20 protein-coding genes are annotated in these 24280 nt (G+C 63.0%); 5 read left to right on the forward strand and 15 right to left on the reverse strand.

What is annotated here, in order from left to right:
* Positions 1 to 130: 130 nt before the first annotated feature.
* Positions 131 to 1330, reverse strand: coding sequence for an S-methyl-5-thioribose kinase (gene mtnK, locus ABLX76_RS16505; RefSeq protein WP_072421324.1), 1200 nt, complete (start codon positions 1328 to 1330; stop codon positions 131 to 133).
* Positions 1331 to 1431: 101 nt separating this feature from the next.
* Between mtnK and mtnA the strand changes: the two genes are divergently transcribed.
* On the forward strand, positions 1432 to 2460 hold the full coding sequence (gene mtnA / locus ABLX76_RS16510; RefSeq protein ID WP_023288799.1) for an S-methyl-5-thioribose-1-phosphate isomerase: 1029 nt from the start codon (positions 1432 to 1434) through the stop codon (positions 2458 to 2460).
* Between the two features lie 59 nt (positions 2461 to 2519).
* On the opposite strand, the gene ABLX76_RS16515 is transcribed toward mtnA, so the two are convergent.
* The 7 genes from ABLX76_RS16515 to codB all read right to left on the reverse strand — a co-directional run bounded on the left by ABLX76_RS16515 (position 2520) and on the right by codB (position 11046).
* Positions 2520 to 3788, reverse strand: coding sequence for a histidine phosphatase family protein (locus tag ABLX76_RS16515; RefSeq protein ID WP_060589611.1), 1269 nt, complete (start codon positions 3786 to 3788; stop codon positions 2520 to 2522).
* A gap of 26 nt (positions 3789 to 3814) precedes the next feature.
* Positions 3815 to 5173 (reverse strand): MFS transporter, encoded by a 1359-nt coding sequence (locus tag ABLX76_RS16520; RefSeq protein WP_348874904.1) that lies wholly within the window; start codon positions 5171 to 5173, stop codon positions 3815 to 3817.
* Positions 5174 to 5283: 110 nt separating this feature from the next.
* Positions 5284 to 6093, reverse strand: a complete 810-nt coding sequence (locus tag ABLX76_RS16525) for an inositol monophosphatase (protein ID WP_023288802.1) — start codon at positions 6091 to 6093, stop codon at positions 5284 to 5286.
* Positions 6094 to 6214: 121 nt separating this feature from the next.
* Positions 6215 to 7171, reverse strand: coding sequence for a LacI family DNA-binding transcriptional regulator (locus tag ABLX76_RS16530; protein WP_072096504.1), 957 nt, complete (start codon positions 7169 to 7171; stop codon positions 6215 to 6217).
* 145 nt (positions 7172 to 7316) lie between these two features.
* Positions 7317 to 8555 (reverse strand): cytosine deaminase, encoded by a 1239-nt coding sequence (gene codA / locus ABLX76_RS16535; RefSeq protein ID WP_023288804.1) that lies wholly within the window; start codon positions 8553 to 8555, stop codon positions 7317 to 7319.
* Positions 8552 to 9787, reverse strand: a complete 1236-nt coding sequence (locus tag ABLX76_RS16540; protein ID WP_023288805.1) for a PucR family transcriptional regulator ligand-binding domain-containing protein — start codon at positions 9785 to 9787, stop codon at positions 8552 to 8554. The genes codA and ABLX76_RS16540 overlap by 4 nt, the downstream gene beginning before the upstream one ends.
* Positions 9784 to 11046 (reverse strand): cytosine permease, encoded by a 1263-nt coding sequence (gene codB / locus ABLX76_RS16545; RefSeq protein WP_044521587.1) that lies wholly within the window; start codon positions 11044 to 11046, stop codon positions 9784 to 9786. Before codB ends, ABLX76_RS16540 begins: the two co-directional genes overlap by 4 nt.
* Positions 11047 to 11498: 452 nt before the next feature.
* On the opposite strand from codB, the gene ABLX76_RS16550 reads away from it, so the two are divergent.
* Genes ABLX76_RS16550 through ABLX76_RS16560 form a run of 3 tightly spaced genes read left to right on the forward strand, consistent with a single transcriptional unit; the run spans position 11499 to position 14641 of the window.
* Entirely contained in the window at positions 11499 to 12107 is a 609-nt protein-coding gene (locus tag ABLX76_RS16550; protein ID WP_008805607.1) for a methylthioribulose 1-phosphate dehydratase, read from the forward strand.
* Positions 12108 to 12119: 12 nt separating this feature from the next.
* Entirely contained in the window at positions 12120 to 13616 is a 1497-nt protein-coding gene (locus ABLX76_RS16555) for an FGGY-family carbohydrate kinase (protein WP_348874907.1), read from the forward strand.
* Positions 13613 to 14641: a 2-hydroxyacid dehydrogenase gene (locus tag ABLX76_RS16560; protein ID WP_023288808.1), complete on the forward strand. Its 1029-nt coding sequence runs from the start codon at positions 13613 to 13615 to the stop codon at positions 14639 to 14641. The genes ABLX76_RS16555 and ABLX76_RS16560 overlap by 4 nt, the downstream gene beginning before the upstream one ends.
* A gap of 41 nt (positions 14642 to 14682) precedes the next feature.
* On the opposite strand, the gene ABLX76_RS16565 is transcribed toward ABLX76_RS16560, so the two are convergent.
* The 5 genes from ABLX76_RS16565 to ABLX76_RS16585 are packed head-to-tail and all read right to left on the reverse strand — an operon-like array spanning position 14683 to position 20150.
* Complete coding sequence (locus tag ABLX76_RS16565; RefSeq protein WP_065882555.1) at positions 14683 to 15624, reverse strand: sugar kinase; 942 nt, start codon at positions 15622 to 15624, stop codon at positions 14683 to 14685.
* Between the two features lie 11 nt (positions 15625 to 15635).
* Positions 15636 to 16640, reverse strand: a complete 1005-nt coding sequence (locus tag ABLX76_RS16570; protein WP_065882554.1) for an ABC transporter permease — start codon at positions 16638 to 16640, stop codon at positions 15636 to 15638.
* Positions 16637 to 17626 (reverse strand): ABC transporter permease, encoded by a 990-nt coding sequence (locus tag ABLX76_RS16575; RefSeq protein WP_049015308.1) that lies wholly within the window; start codon positions 17624 to 17626, stop codon positions 16637 to 16639. Before ABLX76_RS16575 ends, ABLX76_RS16570 begins: the two co-directional genes overlap by 4 nt.
* The gene (locus tag ABLX76_RS16580; protein WP_074442611.1) at positions 17623 to 19125 is read right to left on the reverse strand and encodes a sugar ABC transporter ATP-binding protein; all 1503 of its coding nucleotides are present in this window, start codon (positions 19123 to 19125) and stop codon (positions 17623 to 17625) included. Before ABLX76_RS16580 ends, ABLX76_RS16575 begins: the two co-directional genes overlap by 4 nt.
* 44 nt (positions 19126 to 19169) lie before the next feature.
* Positions 19170 to 20150 carry a sugar ABC transporter substrate-binding protein gene (locus tag ABLX76_RS16585; protein ID WP_023288813.1) on the reverse strand — a complete coding sequence of 327 codons (981 nt, stop codon included), beginning with the start codon at positions 20148 to 20150 and terminating at the stop codon, positions 19170 to 19172.
* Positions 20151 to 20558: 408 nt separating this feature from the next.
* Here ABLX76_RS16585 and ABLX76_RS16590 point away from each other — a divergent pair, with 408 nt between their 5' ends.
* Entirely contained in the window at positions 20559 to 22868 is a 2310-nt protein-coding gene (locus tag ABLX76_RS16590; RefSeq protein ID WP_348874909.1) for a molybdopterin-dependent oxidoreductase, read from the forward strand.
* Between the two features lie 107 nt (positions 22869 to 22975).
* Here ABLX76_RS16590 and ABLX76_RS16595 read toward each other — a convergent pair whose 3' ends face one another.
* Entirely contained in the window at positions 22976 to 23518 is a 543-nt protein-coding gene (locus tag ABLX76_RS16595; protein ID WP_023288815.1) for an acireductone dioxygenase, read from the reverse strand.
* The gene (gene mtnC / locus ABLX76_RS16600) at positions 23515 to 24204 is read right to left on the reverse strand and encodes an acireductone synthase (RefSeq protein ID WP_023288816.1); all 690 of its coding nucleotides are present in this window, start codon (positions 24202 to 24204) and stop codon (positions 23515 to 23517) included. The genes ABLX76_RS16595 and mtnC overlap by 4 nt, the downstream gene beginning before the upstream one ends.
* Between the last annotated feature and the right edge of the window lie 76 nt (positions 24205 to 24280).

The raw sequence follows: 24280 nt of genomic DNA on the forward strand, positions 1-24280 counted from the left end.
AAACCGTCATGCGGTTATCTGTAGGCCCGCGCAAGCGCAGCGCCGCCGGGCAATCCCAGAAGATTGCACTTTTTAGGCTTTGCTCCCTCTCCCTGGGGGAGAGGGCTGGGGTGAGGGCAACAGGCCGCGCTCAGCTGTACTGGCGCACCCGCGCCAGCAGCTCGTCGACGCTGTCGATACGCTCGGCCAATACGATCAGCGCTTTGCCCAGGGTAATGGCGTGGCGCAGGCACTCATGCCGCATAGCGTCATCCTGGATAGTGTCGATATCCGCGACGTGCGACAGCCCGACGCTGCGGCGGATCAGTTCGCTGCCGCAGTAGCCGACCGCGTCCGCCCAGACCTTTTTCAGAAAGGCGGAGGCGTAGCCGGGGTAAGCCAGCGCCGCGTCGCGGGTTTTCTCCGCCGCCAGCGCCTGGAAGCGCTCGGCAAAGGTGGTCCACAGCTGGTGGATGTCGTTCAGCCGCTGCTCGCGCGCGGCGGCGGCGTCGCGAATGCCGAGCTGGCCCGGCAGGCCGCAGTAGTTCAGCAGCAGGTTGCCGATGGCGGTGCCGATATCGAAGCCGATGGGGCCGAAGTAGCCGAACTCGGCGTCGATGGCCTTCAGGCTGCCTTCGGCAACGAAAATCGACCCGCTGTGGATATCGCCGTGCAGCAGCGCTTCCGCATGGGCAAAGAAACGGTGCTTCAGCGCCGCCACCGCCAGCTTAAGCTGGGCGTCGTCGCGCAGGGCGGCGACATCGGCCTCCAGTTCCGCCGGGTAGTTATTGCGCGCGTGGATCTGATACGGGTCGTTAAAGAACAGATCCTCGGTGATCTCGCACATCGCCGGGTTAATAAACTGCGCCACCTGCGCCTTTTTCTCGTGGGGATGGAGATAGAAATCGCTGGTATGAAACAGCACCTGCGCCAGATAGTCGCCAAGCTGGCGGGCCGCCTGAGGGTAGTAGACGTTAGCGATAAGCTCCCCGCGCCAGATGCGGTGGTCAGAAAGATCTTCCATCACCATCACCGCCAGTTCGGGATCAAAGTGATGGATTTTTACCGTGTGCTGCGGGCTGTGCTGATAGTGGGCGACCAGGGTCTGCGCTTCCAGACGGGCGCGGTCAAGGGTCAGCGGCCAGGATTCGCCGACGCAGCGCACGTAGGGCAGGGCCTGTTTGACGATCGCCCGGCTGACGCCCTGGCGATCGAACACTTTAAACACCAGATTGAGGTTGCCATCGCCCACTTCCTGCGCGCTGACCAGCTCAGATGGGTTGTCGATGCCGGCGAACTGCTGCGCGTAAGCCACGGCGTCGTGGGCGGTGAAGGTATGGTATTGCGACATTGCCTCGATCCTCGAATTCTGATTAAGCCGTTCAGACGTCTATACTTCTGGATTTCATCCTGACACAATGTGATACAACAACGCAACAGGGATTTAACGACATGCAGACATTACAGACCACCAGCCTGCGGGTGAGTGAAAATCAGCTTTTTATTCTCGACCAGCAGGCCTTGCCGCAGGAAAAACGCTGGCTGGCGGCGGATAACGTTGCGCTGCTGGTGGACCATATTCACGCCCTGCGGGTGCGCGGCGCGCCGTTGATTGGCCTGTCCGCCAGCCTGCTGCTGGCCCTGCTGGCCCAGCGCGGCCTGAGCCGGGATGAACTCCAGCAGGCGCTGGAGACGCTGCGCGCGGCGCGGCCGACGGCGGTCAACCTGATGAATAATCTGGATCGCATGAAGCAGGCGCTGGCCCGGGAGGATTATCCGCAGGCGCTGGAAGCGGAAGCCCTGCGTCTGGTCGAAGAAGATAAACAGCTGTGCGACCGCATCGCTGAGGCGGGCAGTGCGCTGGTGAAGCCCGGTAGCCGTCTGCTGACCCACTGCAACACCGGTGGCCTGGCGACCGCCGGGGTGGGGACCGCCCTGGGCGTTATCGCGCTGGCGCACCGGCAGGGAAAGGTGGCCAGCGTGTGGGTCGATGAAACCCGGCCGCTGCTGCAGGGCGGACGTTTAACCGCGTGGGAGCTGGGCGAACTGGGCGTGCCCTATCAGCTGATCACCGATTCAATGGCCGCCAGCCTGATGGCGCAGGGGCAGGTGGATGCGGTGTGGGTCGGCGCCGACCGTATCGCCGCCAACGGCGATGTGGCGAATAAAATCGGCACCTATTCGCTGGCGGTTTTGGCCCATTACCACCAGATCCCGTTCTACGTCGCTGCGCCGCAGACGACCCTCGATCGCCATTGCCCGAACGGGGCGGCCATCCCCATTGAGCAGCGCGCCGCGGCGGAAGTGACCGGGGTGGCGGGCAGCTTTGGCGCGGTACAATGGGCGCCGACCGGGGCCGCCGTTTACAATCCGGCGTTCGACGTCACGCCTGCCGGGCTGATTAGCGGCTGGGTGCTGGACAGCGGGGTGGTCACCCCGGCGCAAGTTGCCGCCGGGGCGTTTGCGCCGGACCACGGATAGCGGACCCTGTGCCGGGCCTGGAAAAAACGGTTTCCCGGGCCCGGGCAATCGCCTGGCCGCTACGGCAGGACCATCGCTACCGCCGGGGCGGAGGGCTGGTCGATACGCTGACCCAGCGCGGTGATAGCCGCCTGGAAGGGACACAGCGTACCGACGTCGGTCTGACGGCAGCCCGGCTGACGCCACTCCTGACGCAGCATCGGGTGCTGCGCATCCGGCGTCTGCAGACGACGCAGGTCGTCGAGGCCTTGCGCCTGGAAATAGACCCGCAGATAGCGTTCCCCGCTCTTCGCGTCGCGCCAGCGCTCCAGCACCAGGCTACTGCCCGGCGGGATATTTCCCCGGCTGTAGCCCGGCAGCTGCCAGCTAAAGTTCATCAGCGTGCGCACCATGGCGATATTGGTGTCATGGGCCACCAGCAGCAGCCAGCGTACGTTCGGATTCGCCTCTGGTTTGACGCCGTCGAGCATGGCGTTGAGCAGCACCGACCCGCGTTTTTGCGCGGTATACAGCACGTCGTTACTCAGATCGTAGTTTTCCGTTAACAGCGGCAGCAGGGCGGTGATCTGGCTGGCCTGGGCGATCTTGCCCCACGCCAGCTGGCTGAGAGGCAGGTTTTCACTCCAGCCGAGACGCAGCGTCTCCACCATATTGGCCATCACGCTCAGTCCGCTAATGGTGGTTTTCCCGCTTTTGCTCTGCTCGACCTGCCACGGGGTGTCGAAGACCGGGCAGGGCTTATCGGCCTGACAAACCGCCTGTTTCAACAGCTGGATGGCCGGCGCCAGTGCCTGCCGACGCTGCGCCAGATCCCCGGCCTTCTCTTTTACCGCCGCCAGCTGGCGGGCGGGGTCGGTTTGCGTGGCGGCGAATTTGTCGGTCTGAAACAGCGGATCGGCGTCCCCGCTGACGTAATGGATAGCGACGCCGCAGCCGGGGAAGGCGCCATCCACCAGCGCCTGGGCGGTCGCCCGCGTCCGCTGCAGCGGGCTGGCGCGCACGTAAATCGACTCCGCCGTCGGGCATCCCGCCTGCAGCAGGCCAAGCTGGCGATAGTGCTGGCCTTCCTCACGCCCTTTATTGACCACGGCGGCATAGCCATGACCGGTGAGCTCGCCGTCATGGGTGGTCCACTCGGTCCATGGTCGTCCGGTGGCGGCCTCGATGGCTTCCCGGTTGCCGGCCGTCGGCGGACGAATCCCGTGGCGGCTAAGCTCCACCACTTTCTCCAGCTGCCAGTCCGCGGCGGCGGCAGATTGCAGCGCCAGCAGCGGCAGCGCGCAGGCGATAAACAGGCGTAACAGCCCCTGATGTCTTGCAGGCATCATATCTTCTTCCTTAATTCGTTAATCGGTTATGAGGAGAACGAGGTCTGCCGTTCGACGGCATGGCGCCGGGCGACGATGGCGGCAGTGGTAAAACAGAGTAGCGCGGAACCCAGACCGGTACTCACCCAGAACAGCGCCAACGTGCTGAAATCATACAGCGTTTTGCCGTTCTCAAGGATAGCCGTTTTATCAATAATGATCCCGGTGAGAAACTCGCCCAGGCCGGCGCCGGCGTAGCTGGCGATGCCGATGGTGCCGAGCGCGGCCCCCGCCGCTTTGCGCGAGGAGATATCGACGGCGATCAGCCCGCCGAGGAAGCAGGTCAGAGCGCCAATGGTTGCCCCGAAGATAATCATCGCCAGAATATCAGTGTAATAATTGTGCGGCGACCAGAGCATCAGGGCGAAGCCGGCGGTGTTCAGCAGGCTGATAAACCCGGCCATCACGCTGCGGTTGCGCGGGAAAAAGCGGTCGGAGAGCATGCCGGCGATGATGGTCCCGGCGATGCCGGCGATGGCGTTGACGCCGATAATCCCTGAGGCCTCCAGCGTGGAATAGGCTTTATCCTGCTCCAGAAAGAAGATCCCCCAGGAGTTGACGGCGTAGCGGTCGATGTACATAAAGGCGGAGGCGAGGGCGAGGGTCCACAGCGCCGGGTTGCGCAGCGCCAGCAGCTGGTTTTTAAACACCGAGCCGCGGGCTTCGGCCTCCTCCTGCGGTTCATCGCGGATGACGTTGATGGACGGGAAGCCGCTGCTCTGCGGCGAATCGTGCATGAACAGCACCAGCAGCACCACGCCGGCGGCGCCGAGCGCGGCGGTGGACAGGTAGCCCATCTGCCAGCCAAACCCGGCGATCACCGCGGCGATCACCATATAGGTGACGGCCTCGCCGATATTATGCGCCGTCGACCAGATGCCATAGAAGGTGCCGCGCTCCTTAACGCCGTACCAGCGCGCCAGCGAGACCGCGCAGGGGCCGACGCCCATCGACTGCGCCCAGCCGTTGATCCCCCAGAAGATGGCCAGCAGCAGGGCGTTGGTGGTCATCCCCATCATCAGGTTCATCCCGGCGCTGAGCAATAAACCGAGGCTCATATAGCGCACCACGTTGGCGTGATCGGCGATAAAGCCGTTGACCAGTTTGCCGATGGCGTAGCTGAAGAACAGGGTGGAGCCGATCATGCCGAGCTCCGTCGGGGTGATCCCCAGCTCCACCAGCGCGCTTTTGGCGACGGTGAACGATAACCGGCAGACGTAAAAGGTGACGTAGGCCAGGGTCATGGCGATAAAGGTTTGCCAGCGCACCCGGCGAAAACGGTGTTCATCAAACGCGGCGCCCGCTTTCGGCGGCGACGCCCGGAAAAAAGCGATAATTCCAGACATAGGTGGTTCTCCGCAGGTCGGAGGCCTGACTGATTGATGTGGTTCGTCCGTGAATGAAGTTATCGTTACTGTGTAGAGTACATAATCAGAAATAGCCTGACCCGTAAGGGTTAATGTAATGGTTGTAGGATCATCTTTTTCAGCTGCGGGTAGAGCGTCTGGCTGGCCAGCAGCAGCGGGTTGCCGCGCTGGATCCCCTCCTGCGCCAGAAAATCGTTGCTGGCGCCGCCCGCTTCGCGCATCAGCACCAGCCCCGGCAGGGCGTCCCACGGGTTCATGTGCGGCTCGTAGTAGCCAATCAACCGGCCTGCCGCCGCCCAGGCGCTCATCAGCGCGCCGGAGCCGTTGCGGATAAACATGCCGCCGTCGCTGAGCAGCGCCTGCAGAAACGGCAGAAAGTCCGCCGGGGTGACGCGATGCGAGGTGCCGACGCCCATCACCCCCTCCCTGACCGTCGTCGCGGGGTGCGGACGGATCGGGGCGTCGTTGAGCCAGGCGCCATGGCCCCGCAGGGCGTGAAACAGCTCGCGATGGTTAGGGTCATAGACCACGCCGATGACCGGTTCGCCGTCGGCGACGATCGCCAGCGACAGGCACCAGGTGTGCAGGCCGTTGAGGAAACAGCTGGTGCCATCGATGGGGTCGACCACCCACAGCACCCGCGCGTCGGACAGGCGGGCGCCGCTCTCTTCGCCGAGAAAGCCATCCTCCGGAAACGCGCTCTGAATGCGCTGTTTCACAAAGGCCTCCACCCGCTTATCGGCCACGCTGACCACATCCTGCAGATCGTCGCCCTTATGGTCGACGGTCAGCGCTTCGCGTTGTTGATAGTATTCAAACGCCAGCTCAGCCCCCGCTTTCGCCAGCTCGCAGGCCAGGCGGTAGCGGGCCTGTAGCGCTTCTGATTCCTGAGATTGCATAGTGACTCCCTATTTTGCACACGTGTGCATTTTGCGTGAAAAAAACAGCCCCGAAGGGCCGAATGAGTGTGGCCGGGTTTCACAGAAGATTCTGTGATCGATCCAGCATAAAATGATTTTTTCATTTCGCACTTTGACGAATAATTAGTTTCACCGGCACTTCGCGATGGCGCGAGGGCAGGCTGAAGCGGGCGATCCGCGTCATCAACAGATCCACCGCGTGGTGGGCCAGCAGGGCGGTATTCTGTTGAACGGTGGTGAGCTGATAGGGGCGCCAGTCCGCCTGCGGGATATCGTCAAAGCCGACGATGGCCGGTAGCGGGGCGGCGGCGGGGGCGTCCCGCAGGCCGTCCAGGGCGCCCAGCGCCAGCATATCGGTGGCGCAGAACAGGGCCTGCACCCCGGGGTTTTCAGCAACTAATTCTCGGGCGGCCTGGTGGCCGGCCTGATAACCGCCGCCGTCGCAGAAGCGGCTGGTCACCGTCATGCCCGACGTCTGAGCGATGAAAGCGTCATAACGCTGGCGGGTGCTGAAGTTCTCGCGATTTTCGCCAATAAAGCCAACCTGCCGCCAGCCTCGACGACTGAACAAGCCCGCCACCAGCTTCGCCCCCTGGGCGTTATCGCTGCACACCCGGTCGCAGCCGGCGAGGTCCGCATGACGGTTGATCAGGGTGACGGGGATCTTGCGCGCCAGGTACTCTTCCGCCAGCGACAGCGGCGGCGCGCCGGAGGTGATGATCACGCCGGCGACGTGGTAGCTCAGCAGCTGTTTAAGCGAAGGGGCGAGCTGCTGCGGATCGTCAGCGTTCATCAGCAGCGGCATAAAGCCGTTGAGCGCCAGCTGATGGACCAGCGGCGCCAGCAGTTTGCTGCGAAACGGGTTGTCGAAACCGGCGGTGACGATGCCGATAAAATTACTGCTGCCGGTGATCATCGTCCGGGCGATGATATTCACCTGATAGCCCAGAGCTTCCGCGGCGCTCAGCACCTTCTGCCGGGTCTTCTCCGACACCGAGGCGCCGGGGGTGAAGGTACGGGAGACCGCCGAGCGCGAGACGCCGGCCAGTCTGGCCACATCCTCGGCCTTAATCCATTTTTTATCGCTCATCGTCGTTTCGCGCCGTCTGTTTTCCAGGAAGCCGACGCCCGGGCGGGCGTCGGTCACGCACACTGCCTGAAAAGGTATCACAGAAAGGCGCCGACGCGCAGCGCCTTGCGCCTTATGCCGGGTAGCGGATGTGCTCCACCTCACGCTGCAAAATCACCTTACCGTGGCGAATGGAGGTTAGCACCCGCGCCTGGCGGCGGACGGCCTCGTAGTCGTTTTCCGCATCGAGGATCAGCAGGTTAGCCGGGCGGCCTTCGGCGAGGCCGTAGTTATCGCCCAGACAGAGCGCCCGGGCGCTGTTGTCGGTGACGAAGTCGAGGCAGCGCTGCAGATCGTCATAGCCGAGCATATGGCAGATGTGCAGTCCGGCATCCAGAATGCGCAGGATATTGCCGTTCCCCAGCGGATACCACGGATCCTGAATCGAGTCCTGAGCAAAGCAGACGTTGATGCCGGCGCGATCCAGCTCCGCTACCCGGGTGACGCCGCGCCGTTTCGGCCAGCTGTCAAACCGGCCCTGCAGATGAATGCTTTCGGTCGGGCAGGAGATAAAGTTGATCCCCGAGGCTTTCAGCAGGCGAAACAGCTTCGAACAGTAGGCGTTGTCATAAGAGCCCATCGCGCAGGTGTGGCTGGCGGTGACCTGCGCCCCCATACCGCGCACCCGGGCCTCTTCCGCCAGCACTTCGAGGAAACGCGACTGCGGATCGTCGATTTCATCGCAGTGGACATCCACCAGCCGGCCATAGCGCTGGGCGAGGTCCATCAAAAACATCACCGAACTGACCCCTTTGTCGCGGGTGTTTTCATAGTGCGGAATACCGCCCACCACGTCGGCGCCCATCTCGATGGCGCGCGTCATCAGCCCCCGACCGTCGGGGTAGGATTCAATCCCCTCCTGCGGAAAGGCGACAATCTGCAGATCGATGAGATCGGCGGCCTCTTTTTTCACCGCCAGCAGCGCCTGCAGGGCCGACAGCGACGGGTCGGTGACATCCACATGGGTCCGGACGTGCTGGACGCCGAAATCGCGCAGCATGCCGATGGTTTTTAGCGCCCGCTGGCGGGTGTCCTCCGGGGTGATGCTCGCTTTGCGCTGGCTCCAGCGGGTGATGCCTTCAAACAGGGTGCCGCTGCGGTTCCACTCCGGCTCGCCCGCGGTGAGGGTGGCGTCAAGATGAATATGCGGCTCGACGAAGGGGGGGATCGCCAGCCGGCCCTGGGCGTCGATATCGCCGGCGACGGCGGTCTGCATCGCGGTTTGGGCGGTCATGCGCTGAATCAGGCCGTCCTGCAGCTCAAGGGTAAACAGCGCCTCCTGGCGGCGCAGGCGGGCGTTAACAATTTTCATGGTTGGTCCTGTAAATGGTTTTGCGATAAACGCCAGATCACCAGCGCGACCGAGGCGTTGAGATGAAACTGAGGGTGGCTGACCGGGTAGCCGGTCAGTTTTTCAATACGCTGGATGCGCTGATGCAGGGTGTTGCGATGGAGACCCAGCCGGTCGGCGGCCCGCACCACGTTGCCGTTCTCCTGCTGCAGCGTCTCGAGAGTCTCCAGCAGCAGCCACGGCGCTTTACGGCCCGGCTCGATCAGGCAGCCCAGGGTGTCGTGCATAAAATCGTTGAGCAGCGCCGGGTCGCTGACCGCGGACAGCAGTTTGATAAACCCCAGCTGCTGATAGTCGCTGATCCGCTGGGTCGGCCGCAGGGTATCGCAAAGATCCAGCGCCTGTCGCGCCTGCGACAGCGCCCGCGGGTAGCCCTGCAGCTGCCTGACCGGCGCGGAAAGGCCGCAGAGCAGCGACAAACTCTCTTCTCCCTCCGCCAGCGTCTGCAGCCACTGCTGCAGCCACTTTTTCTGCTGAAAGCCTTCCCCCTCCTCATCCGGCAGCAGGAAAAGGAACATGTTGCTGCGCTCCAGCAGCGGGAAGGGGTTGCCCTGCTGGTTGAGCTGCAGCTGCAGCTGCTGGCGCACGCTGCGGTGGGCCTGCTGCAGCCAGGCTTCGGCCTGCTCGGGCGGAAACTGGCGAAACAGGCGGGACAGTCCCTCCAGGCGCAGCGCCGCCAGCCGCAGCGGGCGGGTAAAATCGAGCTGCTGGTGGAGGGCGCGCTGGTGGAGCATCTGCAGGTCCGGATAGTCGCCAGTGACCAGCTGCATCAGGATGTCGCGCTGCGACTGCAGGGCGCTTTCGCTGCGGACCAGCGCGGTGCCGACCCGCTCGGTGACAATCACCATCTTCAGCAGGTAGGGCTGCTCGATCAGCGGAATGCCCAGCTCGTCGGCAAGGGCGATCAGCGTGGCGGGAATGGCGTGGATATAGGCCTCGCCGGTGAGGATCACCATCCCGGCGATGCCGCGCTGTTTGCCCTCCATCAGCAGCTGGATCAGGTTGGCTTCATCCCGGGGATGGTTGATGCCAGTAATAAAGACCAACTCGCCACCCATGATCCACTCGGCGATGTGCTCATTTTCCGCCACGTAGTACCAGCGTACCGCCCGCTGCAGCCCTTGCTTTCCCGCCCGCAGACGCAGGGCGGAGAGTCCCTCAAGGGCCAGCAGTTCACTGACCGTCAGGCTCATGGCTCCTGCTCCGCGACGGCGGCAGGCTGACGCTTGCTTAGCAGGGTCAGGGCGATATAGACCAGCGCGGAGACGGTGATCCCCACCAGCGGCGCGATCCACGGCGACAGATAAGCCACCACCGCGCCGGCGGCGTAGGCGCCGAGTCCCAGCCAGTTAAAACGCGGCAGGCGGGCGTTCTGCAGCAGGGGATAGCGCCCGCCGCGGGCGAACCAGTAGTCGGCGAGGATCACCCCGCCGATGGGCGGGATAATGCTGCCCAGCAGCACGAGGAACGGGATCAGCATTTCGTACATACCGCCAATGGCCAGCACAATGCCCACCCCGGCGGCGGCGAGGGTCAGCGTGCGGCGACGTTCGCTGCGCAGCAGATGGCAGGCGGCGGCGGAGACGTTATAGATGGTGGGGCCCTGGATGGTCAGCAGATTGAGACACAGCATGATCACCGCGGCCACCGACAGCCCCTGCAGGATCAGCACTTCGACGATATCGGCCTGTTGATAGACGATAGCGCACCAGGCGCCGGCGACGATCATCAGCCCGTTGCCGACGAGGAAGCTGCCCATGCTGGCGAGAATGGCGGTACGGCTGGAGTTGGCAAGCCGGGTCCAGTTTGTCGCCTGGGTGGCGCCGCTGGCGAAGGTGCCAAAGACCATGGTGATGGCCGCCGACCAGGTCATGGCGTCGCCAGGCGCAATGCGGGTCATCGCCTGCCAGCCGCCAGCGTGGCGCAGCGCCAGATACATGGAGACCACCAGCAGCACGAACATCAGCGGCACCGACAGGCGCGACAGAGCGTCCAGCCCCTTGTAGCCCACCAGCGCGGTGACGCAGAACAGAATGCCAAACAGCACCATCAGCGGCAGGGTCAGCGCCTCGGGCAGGGCGAGGATCTTCACCAGCGAGATAGCGACCGTGGCCGTCCCCCACGCGTACCAGCCCAGCTCGGCAAAGCCAAGGATAAAATCGGCCAGCTTGCTGCCGATCTCGCCGAAGCAGAAGCGGCCCATCAGCACCGTATTGAGACCGCTGCGCGCGGCGATCCAGCCCAGCGATGCGGCATACAGGGCCAGCAAGGCGTTGCCGATGAAGGCTATCCACAGCAGATTGACGATGGAAAAGGAGACGCCGAGTTTACCGCCGGCGAACATCGTGCCGGTGAAAAAGGTAAAGCTGAATAACACCATGGCGATGGAAAATACGCCTTTGCGTCCGGCGGCGGGCGCTTCGACGAGGGGAAAATCATTGCTGTTTGACATCCTGGAACCTCTGGCTGGTTAGATGGGCGGTGATAGCCGGAAGTAGCAAGAGATGTGCCAGGAAAAACCGGGCACGGGGAATAGCGCGCGGTGTGCAATATGCACAGTTATTGCAGAATGAAGGGGGAGTAATGCCATTTTAGTGTGCATCCTGCCATGTTTTGCACCAGTCGGGGGCAGAGGAGAGCGGCGACGGCATTCCCGGCGCAGGCGGAGAATTTCAGCCAGCAGAATCCGCCAGCGTTTTGGCGCCAGACAGGAGGGAATCGTAGCGGACTCACCGCGGTTGGTTAAATTGCTGTGAATAAAGGTTATTTAATATGCATTTATGATATAACCATTTGGCTTGTGTGTGTTTCCTGAAATATTGTTCCCTCCGGTTAGCGGTGTTAGTATCGGGTAAATAGCCATTTAGACGGCTAAATAAACCATCGCTAACCTAAGGAACTGCTATGTGGCAAGAAAGACTCGCGCAACTGGTCACCACCTGTCATTGGATCGGCGCGAAAGGCTGGGCGCCGGCGACCGGCGGCAATATGTCGGTACGTCAGGATGACACCTGGTGCTGGCTAAGCGAGTCGGGCCGCGACAAAGGCAGCCTGACGACCGAGGATTTCCTGCAGGTGGAGATCGCCACCAACCAGGCCCCTTCCGGACGGAAACCGTCGGCCGAGACCGGCCTGCACACGCTGGTCTATCGCCTGTTCCCGGAGGCCAACGTGGTGCTGCATGTGCATACCGTCAACGCCACCGTGCTGTCGCGCATCGAAAAAAGCGACACGCTGGCGCTGCAGGGGTATGAAATGCAGAAAACCCTCAGCGGGCAGCACAGCCATCTCGACACCGTTCCGGTCGCCATCTTCGATAACGATCAGGATATTGACGCCCTGGCGGCGCGGATTGCCGATTATGCGCAAACCCGCCCGCTGCGCTACGGCTTTCTGCTGCGCGGACATGGTCTGACCTGCTGGGGGAAAGATATTCAGGAGGCCCGCCGACAACTGGAAGGGCTGGAGTTCCTGTTCGAGTGCGAGCTGATGCGCCGCCGCTACGAGCCCTGAGCCGGAGCAGGTATGGATTTTTATCTTGGTATCGATATCGGCACCTCCCGGGTGAAAGCGGTGCTGTTTGATCAGCATTTCACCGCGCGCGCCAGCGCCGCGGAAAACACCTCCCCCCGCCTGTCGGCCAATGGCTACGCGGAACAGGATATGACCCAGCTGTGGCATTCGGTGCTGGCTATTCTGCGCCAGATTGCCCGCCACCCGGCGCTGCAGGCGGGGCGGCTGCGGGCCATCGGCCTCGCCGGGCAAGGGGAGGGAGTCTGGCTCAGCGATGAGCAGGGCGAACCGGTGGGTCCGGGGATCCTGTGGAGCGATACCCGCAGCCACGCGCTGATGAGCGACCTGCTGCGCCGGACCGGCTTTGACCGCCGCTATTTCGCCGATACCGGCACCCACCTGCAGCCCTGCAATACCAGCCTGCAGCTGTACTGGCTGAAACAGTATCAGCCGGAGCGGCTGGCGGCCGCGCGCTATCTGTTTTTCGCCAAGGACTGGATCCGCTTTCGCCTGACCGGCGTGGCGGCGCTGGAGCTGACGGACGCCAGCAGCTCGTTACTCAATCAGCAGAGCGGCAGCTGGTCCTCGGTGGTGATGAACGAGATGGGGCTGGACGAACTGCTGCCGCTGTTTCCCCCGCTGCTGGCTCCGGATGCTCCGGCCGGCACGCTGAGCGACGCGGTGGCGGCGCTGACCGGGCTGCCCGCCGCGACGCCGGTGGCCGCCGGGGCGCTGGATGTCTGCAGCGCCGCGCTGGGCTGCGGCGCGGTCAACGAAGGGGACATCTACACGATCCTCGGCACCACCTGCTGCACCGGGATCGTCTGCCGCGGCCCGCAGACGGTGAACGAGGCGACGCGCTTCGTCACCCATACCGAAGCCGGGCAGGTGATCTCGCTGTTTCCGATGCAGGCCGGTACGCCAAACATTGACTGGCTGCAGCAGCATATTTCGCTGGACGCCGATCTGGGTCGGCTGGAGCAGGCGATCGCGGACGTGGAGCCGGGCAGCGGCGGCGTCTTCTGGCAGCCGTACCTCAATGGCGAACGCGCGCCGTTTTACAGTCCCGACGCGCGGGCCGGCTTTATCGGCATTAGCCCGCACACCACCCGCGCCGAACTGCAGCGCGCGGTGTTTGAAGGCCTGGCCTTCGCCATTGTCGATGCGCTGCAGGGTTATCCGCAGGGCGGCGAGCTGTATCTGACCGGCGGCGGCGCCGCCTCGGCCACCTGGCTGCAGATTATCGCCGACTGTACCGGGCGCACGGTGGTCTCCAGCGCCTTTAACGAACTGAGCGCGCGCGGGGCGGCGATTCTGGCGGCCCGCAGCGTCGCTGCGCTGGCCGAGACGCCTCCGCTGACGCAGACCCGCTATCAGCCGCGCCCTCAGGCGAATGCCCGCTATGCGGCGCTGTATCCCGTTTATCGCCTGCTGCGCGAGCAGATGCTGCCGGTATGGCAGGCCAGGCAGGCCGCTCTTCAACGTCTTTCTCAGGAAGTACAACCATGAAAATCGTTTTTACCGCCGAGCATGCTGGCGACCTTAGCGCCTTCCACCAGCTGGGCGAACTGCTGGTGGAGGGATGGGCGCTGGGCAAACCGAAACTCAGCGCCGGTCAGCTGATTGAGCTGGCCCACGACGCCGAGGTGCTGGTGACCAGCTATGATGAAGTGACGGACGCGGTGATGGCCGCCTGTCCGCGCCTGCAGGTGATCGCCTGTACCCGCGCCAATCCGGTGAATATTGATACCCAGGCCGCGCAGGCGCGCGGCATCCGGGTGCTCTACACCCCGGGACGCAATGCCGATGCCGCCGCGGAGCTGACGCTTGGCCTGATGCTCAGCCTGGCGCGCCACATTCCGCAATCCCATGCGGCGCTGAAGCGGGGGGAGTTCACGCAGGCTGATAATGCCGCCGCCGCCACTCAGCAGGGCCTGCGGCGCGATGTGGTCTGGGACGTGAGCCCGGAAAGCCCCTATGAAGTGTTTAAGGGCAGTGAACTGCGCAATAAAACGTTGGGGCTGGTGGGCTATGGCAACATTGGCCGCCGGGTGGCGCGTATCGCCCGGGCGTTCGGCATGGCGGTGCGGGTGGTGGATCCGTTCGTCGCCGCAGAGGATATCAATGAGCCAGGGCTACAGAAAACGACCCTCGAGGCGCTGTTCCGCGACGCGGATATCGTCAGCCTGCATCTGAGCAGCGGACCGCACAGCGACGGGCTGGTGAATGCGGCGCTGTTAAACAGCATGAAGCCCGGCGCGCTGCTGATCAATACCTCCCGCGCGGCGGTGGTCGACGAAGCGGCGCTGATTGATGCCCTGCGTCACGGCCCGCTGGGCGGCGCGGCGCTGGACGTGTATCACCGCGAACCGCTGTGGCGCGATCACCCATTTGTCACCGAGTTTGATAACGTGATTATTACGCCGCATATCGCCGGGGCTACCCGGGAGAGTATCGCCAAACACACGGCGATGATTGCCGCCGATCTTCAGCGCTATGTCGCCGGGGAGCCGCTGCTGTACCAGTGGCGTTAAGCCGCTTGCGCCGCCGCGCCTGCGGCGGCGCGGGTCCAGCGTCAGGGGCGATGGGCCGCCATAAAAGCCCGGGTCTGTTCCCAGTCCACCACCCCGGCATCCGATCCCATCCCGGTCGCCACCAGCGCGGCCACCGCCGAGGCGACGTCGCACGCTGCTTTCACGCTGAGTCCGCGCGCCAGCGCGGCTATAAACCCGCCGCAGTAGCTGTCGCCGCAGCCGGTGGTATCCACCGCCTCGACCGGCCACGGCGCAATATGCTCCAGCGCGCCATCGCGGCCGATAAGCCAGGAGCCGTTCTCGCCGTCTTTCAGAATGCAGGTGCCCACGCCCAGCGCAAAGAAAAAGCGGGCGATGGCCTCCGGCTGCGTCTCCCCGGAGAGAAAGGCGGCTTCCTCCAGGGAAGGCATGAAATAATCCACCGACGGCAGCAGGGGCCGCAGCAGTTCCAGAGTGTGTTCATTCGGGGCGATAAGATCAAAGCTGGTGGTGACCCCGCGCGCTTTGGCCGCCTGCAACAGCCGCGCGCTCTGTCCCTGGTCCATTGCCGCCAGCAGTCCGGTCCCGCCGTGATGCAGGAAGCGACAGTCAAGGACGGCGTCAAATTCCGCCTCACTGACGAACAGGGCGTCAGACGCGCCCCGGCAGTGCAGGGCCGGACGTTCGCCGTTGGGGCGAATCGGCAGGATCGTCGCCGAGGTCTCCTTCAGCGCGGTGCGCTGGATAAGCGAGCAGTCGATGCCCAGCCGGGCATAGCTGGCGAGGATAAAGTCGGCTTTTTCATCTTCGCCCAGGCAGGCCACCGCTGCGGTGCGGATCCCGAGCTTCGCGGCGTTAATATTGGCCCCCGCGGCGGTGCCGGCGGGGTTGAGGCTAATTTGCTCAATAAAGGCGACGCCGCCGCGCGGCGGGATCGCCACCACCGGGCGCCCGGCGATATCCAGAATAGTCAGGCCGACAAACACGGCGTCAAAGGTTGCCATCGTTCTCCCGTTTAGCGATGCTTTTGGCGCAGGCGCGCCTGCCAGAAGGATAGGGCGAGGGCCACCACCAGAATCACGCCGACCAGCGCGTCTTTCACCAGATAATTGAGCCCCATCAGGTTCAGACCATTATCAATAATGGCGAGGAACAACACGCCGCCCAGCGTGCCGGCGATGCTGACCCGGCCCAGACGGTTAAAGGCGGTGCCGATAAACACCGCCGCAATGGCGTCCATCAGATAAGACTGCCCGGCCAGCGGGGTAAATTGCCGCAGGTTGGCGGAGAGGATCACCCCGCCGACGGCGCAGAGGGCCGAGGCGGCCACCAGCACGCCGAGCATGGTCAGGCGATCGCGGATCCCGGCGATGCGCGCCGCTTCGCTGTTCTGACCGATGGCGCGGATATATTTGCCCCACAGGGTACGCTCAGTGACCAGCCAGGCCGCCAGCCACAGCGCCAGCACGATCGCGACCGGCGTGGGGATGCCGCCAAGGTTACCCACCGCCAGGTCGTGATACTCGGGGGCCATCCGCCGATAGGCTATCGCGCCGCCGCCATCGGTATAGATGCGTTCCGCGCTGCTGGCGATAAACCAGGTGCCGAGGGTGGCGAGGAAGGGGCGGATCCGGCAGATGAGGATCAGAAAAGCATTGAGCAGGCCAATCAGCACCCCGCCGAGCAGGGCGCAGCCCACCGCCGCCTGCCACGGCAGATGCCAGGTTTTCAGGGCGACGAGGGCGAAGGCGGCGCCAAAATCGAGCGCGACGCCTACCGACAGGTCAATCGCGCCCGCGCTGACGATCAGGGTCATCGCCATCGCCACAATCAGCAGGATCGCGCTGCCCTGCAGCAGGTTGGCCCAGTTATCCACGGTTAAAAATACCGGATTCGCCCAGCCGAACAGGGCAATGGCCAGCAGGGTGATGACGCCGAATCCGGCCCGCGACAGCCAGGCCAGCGGGCTGCTGACCGTCTGTTCCGCAGGCGCTGGGGTTTTCAGGGTGATTTGGCTCATGCCTCGCCTCCTTTGTGTCTGACCGCCGATGCCGCCAGCACCACCAGGATCAGGCCGCCTTTAATGGCGCCCATCCAGAAGATATTGACCCCCAGCAGGCCGAGCCCGTTAGAGAGGGCGTTAACCAGAATCGCCCCCAGCAGCGCGCCCCAGATGGTGACCACCCGACGACGCGAGAAGGCGGCGCCGATAAAGGTCGCCAGCACGGTTTCCAGCAGCAGCGGCGTGGCCGTTCCGCTGGAGCTGCCGGAGCCCTGGCTGAGCAGCGGCAGAATAGCCAGCCCGGCGGCGATGCCCGCTAACAGCCAGACCAGCAGGGTTAAGCGGCGCACGTTCAGGCCGCTCATCTGCGCCATATCGCGATTGCCGCCCACCGCCTGCACATGCTGGCCGAAGCGGGAGTGATGGAGCAGGAACTGGAACAGGATAAACACCCCCAGCAGATAGACCAGCGGCCAGGGCAGGCCCAGCACGCTGTTATCGCGAAAGGCGACCATCAGCGGATCGCTGACCGCGATGCGCCGCTGGCCGGTCAACAGGTCCGTCAGGCCGGTAAACGCCACCGAGGTCGAGAGGGTGGCCAGCAGCGGCGGCAGGCCGGCCGCCAGCACCAGGAAGCCGTTGATCGCCCCGCAGAGCAGGCAAACCGCCGCCAGCAGCGCCAGCAGCAGGAGATACGGCGTGTGCCATTCGGCCAGCCCAAGGCTGAGCAGCGCGACGCCGAGCACCGCGGTCGCCGGCAGGGAGAGGTCGATGCCGCCGGAGACCACGTCATCTCCGCCAACGGCGATGACGCAGACCAGGCCGAAACAGAGGATCGCCAGCGGAACGCTCTGGACCAGCATCAGGCTGATATTTTGCCAGCTGAGGAAGTAGGGAGACTGCACGCTCAGCCACACCAGCAGCGCCAGAAACAGGATCAGGGGGAATTTTTCAATAAGCGTCGCCAGGCCCGGACGGCTGCGACGCTGGATAGCGGTACTCATGGTGAAGGCTCCTGTCCGCCGTTGATCGCCACCAGCAGGGCGTCGAGGGTCAGCCCGCGGGTGGGCAGATTGGCCGCCAGCGCGCCGCGCCAGAGGACGAGGATCCGGTCGCATAGTCCGAGTAATTCGGTGGCGTCGCTGGAGGAGACCAGCACCGCCCGTCCTTGATCGGCCAGCTGGCGCGTACGTTGATAAATATCGCGGCGGGCGCCGATATCAACCCCAAGGGTGGGTTCATCGAGAATAAACAGCCGGGCATCGGTACCGAGCCAGCGGGCGAGGATCGCTTTTTGCTGGTTGCCGCCGCTCATGTAGCGTACCGGCAGGGCCGGGCGTCCCGGGCGGATAGCCAGCTGCGCTATCCAGTCGCGCGCTTTCTGCTCGGCAAGCCCCCGCCGCTCCCAGCCAAAGGTGGCGGTCTCGGGCAGCGAGGCGAGATTAATGTTGTCAGCGGTGGTGAAAGGCAGGATCAGCCCCTGATGACGGCGGTCACGCGGGACCAGCGCCATTCCGGCGCGGATCGCCTGCTTTGGCGTACGGATACGTCGCGGCTGACCGTCGAGATGGATCCTACCGCGCTCCGCCGGGCGTAAGCCGTAGAGTAAGTCAACCAGCACATCGCGCCCGGCGCCGAGCAGGCCGGCGACGCCGACGATCTCCCCCGGGTGAATATCAAAAGAGAGGTCCTGCAGCTGCCGTCCGTCGCTCAGCTGGCGCACCGAGAGTAATGGAGCCGCCCCGTTGTCTGCCGCCGGGCGCTGGCGCGGGGTATACAGCTGGTCGATTTCCCGGCCGACCATCATGGCGATCAGCGCCTCGGTATTCTGCAGCAGGTCGCGGTCCGGGTAGCCGACCACTTCCCCGTTGCGCAGCACGGTGCCGCGGTCGCAGAGCGTGGCTATCTCATTGAGGTAGTGGGAAATATACAGAATGGCAATGCCCTGGTCGCGCAGGCGCAGAATGGCGGAGGAGACCAGACTGGCCTCCTGGGCCTCGAGAGGGGCGGTGGGCTCGTCGAACACCACCAGCCGCGCCGCGCCGTCGATCAGCGCGCGGGCGATTTGCACCAGCTTGCGCTCGGCCAGGCTCAGATCCCGCACCAGGCGTTCGGGGTCGATCGCCAGCTGCCAGTTTTGCTGGAAAAATTGCGCCGTGGCGGCCCTCATTCGTCGGCGATCCAGCGCCCCCCAGCGGGTGCGATACTCCTGACCCAGAAACACCGATTCCGCGACGGTAAAGTGCGGGATCAGGTTGAGCTCCTGGTGGATCACGCGGATGCCGGCGGCTTCGATGGCTGCCGGGTTGCCGAGGGGCAGCGGGCGGCCGTCGAGGGTCGCGCTACCGCTGTCGGCCTGATAGACGCCGGCGAGGATTTTGATCAGCGTCGATTTACCGGCGCCGTTCTCGCCAATCAGGCCATGAATTTCCCCCGGATTGAGGCGCAGGGTAACCGCATTAAGCGCCGTTACGCTGGCAAAACGTTTGCCGATCTGGTCCATGACCAGACCCGCGGCGGGGCGCTCCCCGCCAGGGTGTTGATTTATCACTGCAGTTCGCCGTATCCCAACTGTTTATACACCGCTTTCGCTTCCTGCGGACCTTTCACCGGTATGACCGGGATAAAGGTTTGCACCGGCAGTTTCTGACCGGCAAAGTAGCGGGCCACGTTATCGGCGGAGGTCTGGCCGATCAGATGCGGCTGCTGCGCGACGTTAGCCACGAAGGGGCTGCCGGGCTCCGCCATGATCTCCAGTGTCTCCGGGCCGGCGTCGATGGCCGTCACTTTCACGTCCTTATCACGACCGGTCTCTTCCAGCGCCTGGACGATGCCGATGGCCGGTTGATCCCAGCAGGCGACATGGATGGCATCCAGTTTGCCTTTCGGATACTGGCTGAGTAATTCGAGGGTTTTCTTCCGCGCGTCTTCCGGCGAGTTGGCGAACTGTTCCGCGAGCTCAGGCTGGATAATATGAATATCCGGATAATCCTTAAGGACATATTTCCACTGATCGTAACGAATTCCGCAAATACGCAGCGCGCTGGAGAACGCGTTAAATACAGCCACATTACCTTTGCCGCCTAATTCGTCCGCCATGTAGCGACCGATGGTGGAGCCCAGAGTGTAGTTATCGGAGGTGGAATTGTTGACCGAATATTGTGAAACATGATCCACGGTGAATACCGGGATGCCGGCATCACGTAATGCTTTAAATTTGGGTTCGACGGCGCTGTCGCCGAGAATACTAATTACCGCGTCCACCTTGCGTGACAGTAAAATATCGTGATTATTGGCATGAACCTGATTATCCCGGCCGCCATCGACGCCAATGACTTTGCCCCCCAGCTTCTCCACTTCCTCTGTCGCGCCTTTAAAAGCCTCGCGATCCCAGAAATGCTGGGTGCCTACGACGGCAACGCCAATGGTTTTTCCCTGTAAGGAGAGGGCGTCAGCGGCGGTGACGCTCAGCGAAGCAAGGGAAAGCAGTCCCAGCGCGGCAGGCAATAATTTTCTCTTCTGCGACATTGTTATTATGATCCTGTGATGAAGGTGGTTGCGGACCGGTAGCATGACAAGAAGCACCTCGCCACCTCAAATACAAAATAAGTCTAAGTTATGCCGGCAATGTTATATCGCGGAAACGTCAGAGAAAAAGTTTATTTTGTCATGAAGAACCTGAAAATATTTCATGATGCCGGGTAGGCCTTTTTATTTTGTGGTTTTATTTTTGGTTTGTTCTGTGTTTATTTAGCGGATAAAGACAATTTTCTTAATATTATGAGTGCATGGGAAATACGGCCTCTACTGCGAAAAAGAGAAGATTGCGCGGGCTAACGCTTTTTTTAGCAGAGCAATATCTGGCCGGGTAAGCAATATTACCGCATTTCCCCGCTTTATTTTAACGAACCTTAGGCTGAGAAGAACGCGGGCGCTATGAAGAAACAGCATAATTATACGGTGATGCACTGGGGAACCTGGCAGGTGGAGAGCCGCGAGGGCGAGATCGTGGCGGTTAAGCCGGTGCCCTGGGATAAAAACCCCTCACGCATCGGTCAATCGCTCCCCGACGCGGTGACCAGCCAAACGCGCATTCGCCGCCCGGCGGTGCGCGCCGGCTATCTGCAGCATGGGCCGGCGTCACGAGAAGGGCGAGGCAAGGAGCCCTTTGTCGAAGTCAGCTGGGAGGTGGCCCTGGACCTGGTGGCTCGCGAGCTGCGCTCGGTCAAGGCGCGCTGCGGCAATGAGGCGATTTACGGCGGCTCCTACGGCTGGGCCAGCGCCGGGCGCTTTCACCATGCGCAAAGCCAGCTGCACCGTTTTCTTAAGGGCTTTGGCGGGTATACCGCCAGCACCAATACCTATAGCAGCGCCGCGGGCGAGCGCATTCTGCCGCATATTCTTGGGCCGCTGAGCCCGCTGCACCGTCAGCATACCCATTTTTCCGAGCTGGCGCGGGAGTGTCAGCTGTTTGTCGCGATTGGCGGTCTGCCGCTGCGCAATGCCCAGGTCAATGGCGGCGGCGCCAATGACCATATGCTGCCGTACTGGCTGGATAAGATGCAGGCCAACGGCACGCGGTTTATAAACATCAGTCCGGTGCGCAATGACCTCAGCGCGGTGGCCGACGCCGAGTGGCTGGCCATTCGGCCGGGCACCGATACCGCACTGCTGCTGGCGCTGAGCTATGTGCTGATCGTTGAGTCCCTCTACGACCGGGCGTTTGTCGCCAGCCATACCGTCGGGTTTGCCCCCTATCGCGCCTATCTGTTGGGCGAGCATGACGGCGTGGCGAAAACCCCGGCGTGGGCGGCGGCGATAACCGGCCTGGACGCGCAGCGCATCGCTGACCTGGCGCGGGAGATGGCCCGCCACCGGACGATGGTGAATATCTCCTGGTCTATCCAGCGCGCCCGTCAGGGGGAGCAGGCCTACTGGGCGACGGTGGCCCTGACCGCGCTGCTGGGACAGATCGGCACGCCCGGCGGCGGCCTCGGGTTTGGCTATGCCTGTACCAACCTGGCGGGCGCGGTGCGAAAAGCGTTTTCCGGCCCGCGCTTGCCCGCCGGGGAGAATGCAGTGGACAGCGTCATCCCGGTGGCGCGGCTGTCCGATATGCTGCTGCACCCGGGAGAAGCCTATGAGTTCGACGGTCAGCAGCTGCATTATCCCGACATCCGTCTGGTCTACTGGGCGGGAGGCAATGCGTTTCATCATCACCAGGATATTAACCGACTGTGCGAGGCCTGGCGCCGTCCGGAGACGGTGGTGGTGCATGAGCAGTACTGGACCGCGCAGGCCAAATTCTCCGACATCGTTCTGCCGGCTACCACCTCGCTGGAGCGAGAGGATATCGGCAGCGGCGGTCACGACGGGTTTATGATTGCCATGAGCGCGCAGATCCCGCCGGTGGGCGAGGCGCGTGATGATTACGCTATTTTCCTCGATCTTGCCGGGCGGTTGGGCTTCGGAGAACAGTTCAGCGAGGGGCGGGACGCCGGGCAGTGGCTGCGCCATCTCTATGAGGAGTCAAGACCGCGGGCGCAGGAGGAGGGCATTGCGCTGCCCTCGTTCGAAGTCTTCTGGCAGCAAGGGGTGCTGGAGTACAGCGCGCCGGCGCGGCCGCAGGTCTTTCTCGCCGATTTTCGCGCCGATCCGCAGCGCTATCCGCTTTCCACGCCCTCCGGCAAGATTGAACTCTTTTCCGCTACCGTCGCCGGGTTTGGCTATCGCGAATGCCCCGGCCATCCCTGGTGGGATGAGGAAGAGGCCGCCCGGCAGCGACAGGAGGCGGCGCGCTGGCCGCTTCATCTGCTCTCCAGTCAGCCGCGCGCCCGTCTGCACAGTCAGTACGACCACGGCAGCGTTAGCCGGGCGACGAAAATTGAGGGACGCGAGCCGTTGTGGATGCATCCGCAGGATGCGCAGGCAAGAGACATCCGCGAAGGCAGCGTGGTGAAAGTGTATAACGACCGTGGGGCGATTCTGGCGGGCGTGCACCTGAGCGAGCAGATTTTGCCGGGGGTGGTACAGATGTCCACCGGCGCCTGGTATGACCCTCTGGATCCGAATGAAAAAGGATCCCTCGATAAGCACGGTAATCCCAACGTGTTAACCGAGGATCGCGGCAGTTCGCGCCTGGGACAGGGCTGTAGCGCCCAGAGCTGTTGGGTGGAGATCGCCCCGTGGCGAGAGGAACTGCCGCCGATCACCGCCTTTGACCCGCCGAAGTTTATTGCGGTTTAGGTGTCAGGGATCGCCGGCGGCGGGTCGGCTATCCCGGAGAAGGCGCGGTATGCGCCGCCTCCGGGAAAGCGCGCGTCAGGCGGTTTAAGACTGATGACAGGGCGACGTTACGCCAGCCGTGGGTAGGCGCTGGCGATATCGTCGCCGGTAAACTGGGCGATCCAGCCTTCCGGGTTATCAAAAATGCGAATGGCGGTAAAGTTCGGTTCTGAACCCATATCAAACCAGTGCGGAGTGTGGGCGGGAACCGAAATCAGATCGTTCTTTTCGCACAGCACCTGGAACACCTCGTCGCCAATGTGCAGGCAGAACAGGCCGGCGCCCTCGACAAAAAACCGGACCTCGTCTTCGCCATGAGTGTGTTCGTTCAGGAATTTTTCCCGCAGCGCCTCTTTCTGCGGGTTATCGGCGCGCAGGCTGATGACGTCCCAGCTCTGATAGCCCTTTTCGGCGACCAGTTTGTCAATCGCATGCTGGTAGGCGGCAATCACTGTTTCTGCGCTGGGGGCCGCGCCGAGATCGCGGTCAGCCTGCCAGCGCTCAAAACGGACGCCTTTGGCGTTAAGCTGCTCCTGAATCGCTTTGGCGTCGGTGCTGTGCCAGACCGGCGTTTGCGGATCTTTCACGGAAAAAAGGGTTAATGCGCTCATGCTGGGATCTGCTCCGGATGAATGTCGTCAAAACGCTGAACCTGAGGGTGGCGGCTTGCCGGGTCGCGGTCGCCGCGTACCAGCTGGACAGTGCGCAACCCCGCGGCTTCGGCGGCGTCGAGTTCCTGATGGATATCCGACAGGAACAGGATGGCTCCGGGGGCGTGGCCCAGGTGTTCAGCAATATTGCGGTAGGACTGCGCTTCGCGTTTGGCGCCTACCAGGGTATCGAAATAGCCCGTAAACAGATGAGTAATATCACCTTCATCGCTGTAGCCAAATAACAATTTCTGCGCTGCCACGGAGCCAGAAGAATATACATACAGATCAATGCCCTGTGCTTTCCATTTCTCCAGCGCCGGCAGCACGTCCGGGTAGAGATGGCCGGTAAAGTCGCCGTTGAGGTAGCCATCGCGCCAGATGATCCCCTGCAGCGCCTTCAGCGCAGTGGATTTCCGATCTTCGTCCATAAAAGCGAAGAGGGTAGCAATCAGGTCGGCGGTGCTGGCGGCGGGGGCGTCTGTCTCGCGGCGCAAGTTGTCGAGGATGGTTCTCACCGGTTCAGCGTGCTGTTGAGCGGTCACAAAGCCGGCCAGTCGTTCGCGGGCGTAGGGGAACAGCACGTTATGCACGAAGCGGATATCGCTGGTGGTGCCTTCTATGTCGGTCACGATGGCGCGGATCATGGTTTCTCCAGAGTGGGCGTAGCGTGGAATAACATTAGCATTTAGACGTCTAAGCGTCTTGATTGCCAAATATTAA

The organism is Klebsiella sp. JB_Kp004, assembly GCF_040065795.1.
Classification (GTDB): Bacteria; Pseudomonadota; Gammaproteobacteria; order Enterobacterales; family Enterobacteriaceae; genus Klebsiella; species Klebsiella quasipneumoniae.